6 protein-coding genes are annotated in these 8,929 nt (G+C 72.7%); all 6 read right to left on the bottom strand.

The window, feature by feature from the left end; all coding sequences use genetic code 11:
* Window positions 1-264 precede the first annotated feature (264 nt).
* Window positions 265-2,610: a HelD family protein gene (locus ACIP93_RS21780; protein WP_401761097.1), complete on the bottom strand. Its 2,346-nt coding sequence runs from the start codon at window positions 2,608-2,610 to the stop codon at window positions 265-267.
* Window positions 2,611-2,671: 61 nt separating this feature from the next.
* On the bottom strand, window positions 2,672-3,451 hold the full coding sequence (locus ACIP93_RS21775; protein WP_401761095.1) for a zf-HC2 domain-containing protein: 780 nt from the start codon (window positions 3,449-3,451) through the stop codon (window positions 2,672-2,674).
* Window positions 3,448-4,038, bottom strand: coding sequence for a sigma-70 family RNA polymerase sigma factor (locus ACIP93_RS21770; protein WP_345222460.1), 591 nt, complete (start codon window positions 4,036-4,038; stop codon window positions 3,448-3,450). The genes ACIP93_RS21775 and ACIP93_RS21770 overlap by 4 nt, the downstream gene beginning before the upstream one ends.
* Before the next feature lie 105 nt (window positions 4,039-4,143).
* Window positions 4,144-4,737: a CGNR zinc finger domain-containing protein gene (locus ACIP93_RS21765; RefSeq protein WP_401761094.1), complete on the bottom strand. Its 594-nt coding sequence runs from the start codon at window positions 4,735-4,737 to the stop codon at window positions 4,144-4,146.
* 273 nt (window positions 4,738-5,010) lie between these two features.
* Window positions 5,011-6,789 (bottom strand): acyltransferase family protein, encoded by a 1,779-nt coding sequence (locus tag ACIP93_RS21760; RefSeq protein WP_401761092.1) that lies wholly within the window; start codon window positions 6,787-6,789, stop codon window positions 5,011-5,013.
* A complete protein-coding gene (locus ACIP93_RS21755) occupies window positions 6,786-8,909 on the bottom strand; it encodes a glycosyltransferase (RefSeq protein WP_345226431.1) in 2,124 nt (707 codons plus the stop codon). Before ACIP93_RS21755 ends, ACIP93_RS21760 begins: the two co-directional genes overlap by 4 nt.
* Window positions 8,910-8,929 lie beyond the last annotated feature (20 nt).

Here is an 8,929-nt window from a genome sequence, read left to right as displayed (position 1 = left end):
CTTAACCCCCACCGGCCCCCCGGGCGGGCACCCGGGCGGGCCCCCCAAACCAACAAAAACACAGGTGGCGGGGCGCGCGGGCGGCCGCCCCCCGCACCTCTTCTTCATCACGAGGGCGACACCGGCCCGCCATGCTCGCCTCGCGGCAAGTGGTCGCTCGAAGCGACTAAGGTTGGGCCCGGGGGCTTGGATCGAGCCGGTGTCACATTCGAGACTAACAAACCCTCCCGGGAAGTGATTCCCGACGGAGCGGTTGACCGTGATTCAGTCCCGCAGCAGCGCCGGAACCCCGTTCCCGTCGGGGGCGTCCCGCTTCCCCGAGACCACCGTGAGCTGCTGCGTCGCGCGCGTCAGCGCCACGTACAGCACCCGCAGCCCCGCCGGGGACTCCTCGGCGATCTCCGCGGGCGACACCACGACCGTCGCGTCGTACTCCAGCCCCTTGGCCTCCAGGCTGCCCAGGGCGACCACCCGCTCCCCCAGACCGGCGAGCCAGCGCCGGGCCTGGGCGCGCCGGTTCATCGCGACGACGACGCCGACGGTGCCCTCCACCTGCTCCAGCAGCCGCCCGGCCTCCTCCCGCACCGACGACTCGAGATCGTCCCGTACGGCCACGAAGCGCGGCACCACGCCCGTCGAGCGCACCGCGCGCGGCGAGCGCATGCCGGGCGCGGCCAGCGCCAGGACCTTCGCCGCGAGCTCGGCGATCTCGGCCGGGTTGCGGTAGTTGACCGTCAGCTCGAACTTCCGGCGCGGGCGCGAGCCCAGCGCCTCGTCGCGGGCGGCGGCGGCCTCGGCGGGGTCGGTCCAGGAGGACTGGGCGGCGTCCCCCACGATCGTCCAGGTCGCGGTGCGCCCGCGCCGGCCGACCATGCGCCACTGCATGGGGGTGAGGTCCTGCGCCTCGTCGACGATGACGTGCGCGTACTCGGTGCGCTCGGCGGCCAGCCGCTCGGCGCGCTCCCATTGGGTCTCCTCGCGCTGCGGCATCAGCTCCTCGAGGCCGGTGAGCGCGTCCAGCGGGTCGTACTCGCGCTTCTTCCTCGGGCGCGCGGGCGTGCCCAGCAGGAGCTGGAGCTCGTCCAGGAGGGCCACGTCGTGGACGGAGAGCTCCTCGCGCCGCAGGGAGCGGGCGAGCTGGCGGACCTCGCGCGGGTTGAGGACGCGGCGGGCCCAGCGGGCGAGGCGCTTCTCGTCGGCCATCTCGGCGAGCACCCCGCGCGGGGTGAGCTCCGGCCACCAGGCGTCCAGGAAGGCCAGGAAGGAGTCCTCGTCGGACACGTCGTCGTCGAAGGTGGAGCGCAGCTCGGCGGCCAGCTCCGGGTCGGTGTAGCGGGCGCGGCCGTTGGACTTGGCCCACAGCGCGTCCAGCAGGAGCTTGCGGGCGCGCGGGCGCAGCAGGTTGACCGGGGCGGTGCCGGACAGGACGGTGTTGCGGACGCGCTGGAGGTCGCCCGCCTCCAGCTCCAGGCGCGCGCCGAAGGCCACGACGCGCAGCAGGTCGGTCCGTACCGCCTGCGGGAGCTCTTCCTCCGGGTCGCCGAAGGAGAGCTGGCCCGCTTCCTCGGCCCGGGGCGCGCCGGGCGACTCCAGCGCCCCGCGCGCGGCGTTGCGCAGCACCTTCAGCATCCGGGAGGAGCCCTTGACGCGGGCGACGCCCGGTTCGTCGTACGTGGTGGCCTCGGCCCCGTCCACGAGCGAGCCCAGCGCCCGGATCGCGACCTGGCCCTCCTCGCCGAGCGAGGGCAGCACGCCCTCGGTGTACGAGACGAGCAGCGGGGTCGGCGAGACGATCAGGATGCCGCCCGCGTAGCGCCTGCGGTCCTGGTAGAGGAGGTAGGCGGCGCGGTGCAGGGCGACGGCGGTCTTGCCGGTGCCCGGGCCGCCCGCGACCTCGGTGACCGAGGCTGCGGGGGCCCGGATGACGAGGTCCTGCTCGGCCTGGATGGAGGAGACGATGTCGCGCATGGTGTGGCTGCGGGCCTGCCCGAGGGCGGCCATCAGCGCGCCGTCGCCGATCACGGCGAGCCTGTCGCCGTCCAGGTGCGCGGTCAGCTCGGGCCGCATCAGGTCGTCCTCGACGCCGAGGACCTGACGCCCCTTGGAGCGGATGACGCGGCGGCGCACCACCCGGCCCGGGTCCTTGGGCGTGGAGCGGTAGAACGGCGCGGCGGCGGGCGCGCGCCAGTCGATCACCAGCGGCGCGTAGTCGGAGTCCAGCACGCCGATGCGGCCGATGTGCAGGGTCTCGCCGATGTCGGCGGTCAGGTCCTCGCGTACGGCGTCGTCGGCGGGCTCCACGGACGTGAACGCGCCGTCGGGGCCCTTCTTGCCGTCCTTGCCGTGCAGCAGGTCGATCCGGCCGAAGAGGAAGTCCTCGAACTCGTTGTTGAGCCGGTTGAGGTGCACCCCCGCCCGGAAGACCTGCGCGTCGCGCTCGGCGAGCGCGCCGGGCGTGCCGACCTGACCCCGCTGGGCGGCGTCGTTCATCAGGAACTCGGCCTCGTGGATCTTCTCCTCAAGACGGCGGTACACCTGATCCAGATGATCCTGTTCCACGCCGATTTCACGGTCGCGGACCGAATCGACAGCGGCATCCTGCGCGGCCACCGAGGCCCCCTTCTGACGTGCACTGGGCAGCCGTCCACCGTACGCGAAGGGGGCCGCTGTGTCAGGCCTCGACTTTGACCAGCGGTCTGCCGTCGAATGTCCGCACCTCGAAGCGGTCGATCTCGTCCGGGTCCATGGCCGCGCCGCCGTGCACGTAGAGCGGGCTGCGGGCGGCCTCGTGCGGGCTGTCGGGGACGCCGTACCCCCACTTCGGGACGGACCAACTGCTCACGACCTGCTCCTCGCCCTTGGTGGAGACGGCGATCAGGCTGCACTTCAGGGGCCCCTTGACGTTCTTGAGCTCCAGCACGGCGTGGGTGCCCCAGCCCTTCCGCTCGGTGCCGACGACGGCGGTGACCCGGGTGACGGGGTCGGTGGCCTGCTTCTTGTCCGTCATGCGGTGGTGGAAGGCGTCCTCGGCGGGGCTGGTGGGGTGCGGGCCGGGCAGGGCCGTCACGGCGGGCGGGCCGCCGTCCGCGGCGAGCACCGCGACGCCGGCGCCGCCGATCACCACCGCGGCGGCGGCCGCGGCCAGGTGCAGTCCGCGGCGCCTGCGGCGGGCCTGCCGCTCCCGCCGCCCGGCGACCTCGTCGAGGAGGTTCGCCAGGAGGGCGGGGCCCGGCGGCGCCGGCTCCCGTGGCGGGCCCGGGGGTCCGGCGAGCGCGGCGAGCACCGGCTCGATGCCCGCGAGGTCCGCCAGCTGGGCGGCGCAGTGGCCGCAGACCGCGAGGTGAGCTTCGAAGGCGGTGGCCTCGGGCCCGTCCAGAACGCCGAGGGAGTACGCGCCGACGGCGTCGTGGACCGAGTCGCCGCCGCGTGCGCCGCCGTCCTGTGCGCTCATGCCGTCACACCTCGTTCCTCAAGGGCCAGCTTCATCGAGCGGAGCGCGTAGAAGACCCGGGAGCGCACGGTCCCGCTGGGCACGCCGAGGATCTCGGCCGCCTCGCCGACCGTACGTCCCTTGAAGTAGGTCTCGACGAGCGCCTCCCGGTGGGCGGGCGTCAGGTCGTCGAGGGCGTCGCCGATCGTCATCAACCACAGCGCCTTGTCGATCTCGTCCTCCGCGGGCAGGACCTCCAGCGGCGACGGATCGACCTCCTGCGGCCGGGCCTGCCGGCTGCGGTGGTTGTCGATGACGATGCGACGGGCGACCGTCACCAGCCAGGGGCGGACGGAGCCGGTCGCCCGGTTGAGCGAGCCGGCGTTCTTCCAGGCGCGGATGAGCGTCTCCTGCACGACGTCCTCCGCGCGCTGGCGGTCGCCGGCGACCAGCCGCAGCACGAACCCGAGCAGCGGACCGGCGTGCTCGCGGTACAGCGAGCGCATCAACTCCTCCTCCGGGGAAGGGGTGCTGACGCTCCGTCCGGTGCCGCGGTGCCGCGCCCGGCGCCGCGGACGGTCATCGGCCACGGCCGCATCCTCGCGCACCTGCCACCTCCCGGTCGAGCCCTGTCACGCCTTCCTCGACGGTCCATACGGACGGGCGGGTGCGCGCGACTCAACGGGGGCGCGAGATTCTTCTCGTACGACCGCTCAGGCCGGCGCCGCCGGGACCGCGGCCCGGCGGCGGTGGCGGGCGACGCGCTCGCGGTTGCCGCAGGTCTCGCTGGAGCACCAGCGGCGCCGCCGGCCCCGGGAGGTGTCCAGGTACACGCGGTCGCAGGTGTCGCCCTCGCAGCGGCGCAGGCGGGCCCGGGCGGCGGGGTCGGTGAGCAGCACGACGGCGTCCCGGGCCAGCACCGCGAGGAGCTGTTCGCAGCGGGGCTCGGCGGCCAGGACGCAGGCGAGGGTGCCGTCGGGGGCGCGGACGGCGCGGGGGGCGGGCGGGGGCAGGGCGGCGAGGGCGTTGACCGCGTCGAGGGCGGGGCCGCGGTCGCCGTCGAGCACGGCGGCGACGTGGGCGCGGAGGCGGTGGAAGCGGGGCACCCAGGCGGGGTCGGCGGGCAGGGCGGTCCCGGCGGGCACCAGCCCGGCCCCCGCGGCCCACCGGGCCAACTCCTCCGCGCCGGGAAGCAGTTCCCGGCCCCGGGCGCGGGTGGCGAGGAGGTCGAGGCAGACCCGTCCGGAGTCGAACCACCAGGAGGGGCGTGTTCCGGTGGACCCTGTGCCGGTGCCGTTCGCGCCCATGCCGATGCCCTCCCGGGGGTGGCCGGTGCTTCCCGATCCCTCCAGAGTGCCCGCCCCCGCGCCCGACCGGAAGCCCCGGTACCGCCCTTCGGCCGCCGCACGGGCCGCGACGCCCGTACCGGGCGGGGGGAGGCGTCCCGGGGGCGCGGGGAACCGCGCGACCGGCCACCGCGCACCCGCACGGAACGACCGCCCCGCCCCCGCACGCAGCAGCGCCCGCCCGCCCCCGGCGACGGGGACGGGCGGGCGCACTGCGCGCACAGCGGGGGGGGATCAGGCCCGGGGTTTCTTCTTGGCCCCGTTCGGCCACAGCCTCGGCTTCCGCTTGGCGGCGACGTCCTCCGCCCAGCCGAACCCGGCGATCGCCGCCGCGATCAACGGCCACGCCAGGATGAACATCAGCACCTGGTACAGCTTGCCGAGGTTGGAGTTGATCAGCTCCCCCACCACCGGCAGCGACCCCAGCGACCACATCTGGTCGATGATCGGGATCGCCAGCATGATCGCCATCTCGTGCCAGAGGTAGATCGTCACGGCCCGGTTGTTGGCGAGGGTGATCGGGGTGTCGAAGCCCTTGAGCTTGCCCGGCAGCTCCTGCCACGAGGGCGAGTAGTGCAGCAGGACCGCGCAGAAGCCCAGCGACCACAGGGCGTTGGCGGGAGCGATCTCGTCGAAGTTCCAGGGGACTTCGCCCGGATGCGTCCCCGCCCACCACAGGCCGAGCCCCATCAGCACCGCCGCGAACGACGGGATCATGTACGCCTTGAGCTTCTTGAGCGTGCCCTCGTGGTGGGCGAAGCCCAGCATCCAGCAGGAGGCGAACGTCGTGAAGTCCTTGATGGCGTTGCCGGTCTCACCGGGGATGGCGAACCACTCCATGCCGATGACGACCGAGAGCACCAGCGGCGCCAGGATCGACACCCAGGGCAGCTTCTTGAACGCCTTGAGCATCAGCGGCGACAGGACCACGAACCACAGGTACGCCCGGATGTACCAGAGCGGACCCGAGGTCTGCGCCGCCCAGCTGACGTCCAGCAGACCGCCCGGCGAGCCGACCTCCGCGGGACCGCTCGCCGCGCCCACCGGCACGAACCACCAGGCGAGCCTGACCCACCACCAGATGATGGACTCGCCGTCCTCGCCGGCGGTGGGCTTCCACCCGCCGTTGAAGATCAGCGCGAGGGTGACGATCGCGAACACCCACACCGGCACCATCAGTCGCCGGATGCGGCTCTTGATGACCTGGCCCGCGGACCTGGCGCCCAGCGAACGCGCCATCAGCGAGCCGGCCAGCGCGAACATCACGCCCATGGACGGGAAGACGATCGTCATCCACGCCTGGTTGTAGACGTGGAAGAGCACGACGCGGACCAGCGCGACGGAGCGCAGCAGGTCCAGGTAGCGGTCGCGGCCGCCCTTCTTGGGCGCCGCCGGTTCCGGGGCCTCCTCCGGGCCCTGCGGCCCTTCGGGGCCTTCGGGGGACTTCTTCAGGTCCAGGCCGTCCTCCCCCGCCGTCTCCGGCCAGGCGGACGTCTCCGGTCCGTACGTGTCCTCGGCCGTCCCGTCGCGGCCCCAGGCGGGCTGCTGGCGGGTCGGCGCGCCCACGGCGGACCTGGCGAACGCGGGAGTCTCCTCCTGGCGCCCGCCGGACACGCCCGGGACGCCGGGAACGCCGTAGCCGTCACCGGCCGAGGGGTACGCCGTGGTGGCGTCCCCGGAGCCGGGCCCGGCGAGACCGGGTTCCGCGTACCCGGCGTTGCCCTGCCGGGCGTAACCGCCCTGCTGCGGCCAGCCGCCCTGCTGGGGCTGCTGCTGGTAGCCGCCGGTCTGCGGGTAGGCCTGCGGGTAGCCCGAGGTCTGGCCCTGGCCGTAGGAGGACGAGGGCAGTGCGGGCCCCGGGTTGTTGCGGACCGTCGGCCAGCCGCCGCCCTGCTGGGGGGCGGGGCCGCCGGACTGCTGCGACAGCGGGAAGCCGTCCGCGTCGTACTCGGGGCCGTACCCCTGCTCCTCGGGGTAGTTGCTGCCGTTCGGGCCCGGATAACCGTGGCTCATCCGACCGGCCACCTCTCCTCTTCGCGCCGCTGGCCCGGCAGGGCCCCCGGCGCCTCGACCACACCGGTGCGGCGCAGCTTCTGCCAGCGCAGCCGGCCGCCGGTGAGCGCGGTGATCCAGGACTGGAGCAGGACGACGTACATGATCTGGCGGTACAGGATCTGCTGGAGCGGGAAGGACAGCAGGTGCGTCATCTTCTCCTTGTCCAGCCTGAACGCGTAGGCCGCGCAGACCACCTGGAGCATCAGCACGCCGAACCACGCGATGACGGTCTTGCCGGTCGGGCCGAAGACCAGGCCGTAGATCAGGAAGATGTCGATCAGCGGCGCGAGCAGCGGGAACACGATCATGAAGAGCGAGACGATCGGCAGGCCGACGCGCCCGAAGCGGCCCGAGGGGCCCTTCTCGATGATCGCGCGGCGGTGCTTCCAGATCGCCTGCATGGTGCCGTACGACCAGCGGTAGCGCTGCGACCACAGCTGCTGCACGGACTCCGGAGCCTCGGTCCAGGCGCGCGCGTTCTCCGCGTACACGACCTTCCAGCCCTCGCGGTGGAAGGCCATCGTGATGTCGGTGTCCTCGGCGAGGGTGTCCTCGCTCATGCCGCCGACCCGGTGCAGGGCCTCCGCGCGGAACGCGCCGATCGCGCCCGGGATGGTCGGCATGATGCCGAGCATGTCGTACAGGCGGCGGTCCAGGTTGAAGCCCATCACGTACTCGATGTGCTGCCAGGCGCCGATGAGGGAGTCGCGGTTGCCGACCTTGGCGTTGCCCGCGACCGCGCCGACGCGCGGGTCGCCGAAGGGCTGGACCAGCTCGCGGACGGTGGACGGCTCGAAGACCGTGTCGCCGTCCATCATCACGATGATGTCGTACCGCGCGTGCCGGATGCCGTTGTTGAGCGCGGCGGGCTTGCCCGCGTTCAGCTGGCGGACCACCCGGACGTTGGGGATGCGCATCTGCTCGACGATGTCGGCGGTGCCGTCCGTGGAGCCGTCGTCGATGACGATGACCTCGATCGGATGGTCGCTGGACATCAGGGAGCGCACGGTGTTCGCGATGCACTCGCGTTCGTTGTACGCGGGAACCAGCACGGTGACCGGTCTGGTGATCTCGGGCCCCCAGCGGAACCCTCGCTTGCGCACCTTGCGGGCGTGCACGAAGGAGAGGATCAGCATCAGGCCGAAGCGCGCGATGACGAGCGAGCCGACGAGCGCCAGGCCGTAGGTCAGGACGTCGGTGATGCCGTCGGAGACGGTGATCGCGGCGAGGAACGCCTTGGACTTCCACAGCTCGACGCCGGTCACCGGGGAGTGGGCGGAGGGGTATCCCATCGCCTCGGTGAGGTTGGTGAACTTGAAGCCGCGCTTCTGCATGTCCGGCAGGAACTGGTCCAGCGCGTCGATGGTCTGCGTGCGGTCGCCGCCGGAGTCGTGCATCAGCACGACGGTGCCCTTGGTGGTCTTGGGCGTGGCGCGCTTGATGATCTCCGCGACGCCGGGCCGCTTCCAGTCCTCGGAGTCGGTGTCGTTGACGACGGTGAGGTAGCCGAGCTCACCGACGTACTTGGCGACCGGCCAGCTCGCGTCGTCGAAGGCGTAGGCGAAGGAGGAGTACGGCGGCCGGAACAGCGAGGTGTGCACCCCGGCCGCGCCGGCTATCGCGAGCTGGTTGCGCGAGAACTGCGAGTCGATGCCGTCGCGCGTCTTGTACGAGAGGTCGGGGTGGTTCCAGGTGTGCAGACCCAGCTCGTGGCCCTCGTCCACGATGCGCTTGACGAGTTCGGGGTAGCGGGTGGCGTTGGAGCCGACGACGAAGAAGACGCCGTGGGCGCCGTACTCCTTCAGCTTGTCCAGTACCTTCGGCGTCCACTTCGGGTCCGGGCCGTCGTCGAAGGTGATGACGACGTGCTTGTCCTTGACGTGCCGCGCCTCGGGCTTCTTCGGGTCCCGGGTGTCGAGCACCGGGCCGCCCTTGCGGATGACCTCCGGCACCGTGCCCTGGTCGACCGGCGGGCGGGCGCCGGTCTGGTCCGAGTCGATCTCGTTGTGTACGTAGCCGCGCAGCAGCAGCATCGCCATCAGGGCGACGAGGACCAGCGACGGCAACAGATACCGCATGGGGAACCAGCGCCGCCGGT

It is taken from the genome of Streptomyces sp. NPDC088745 (assembly GCF_044751045.1).
Taxonomy (GTDB): domain Bacteria; phylum Actinomycetota; class Actinomycetes; order Streptomycetales; family Streptomycetaceae; genus Streptomyces; species Streptomyces cremeus.
Note: the sequence above shows the minus strand (reverse complement) of the source record. Positions and strands in the feature narration are given on the sequence as shown.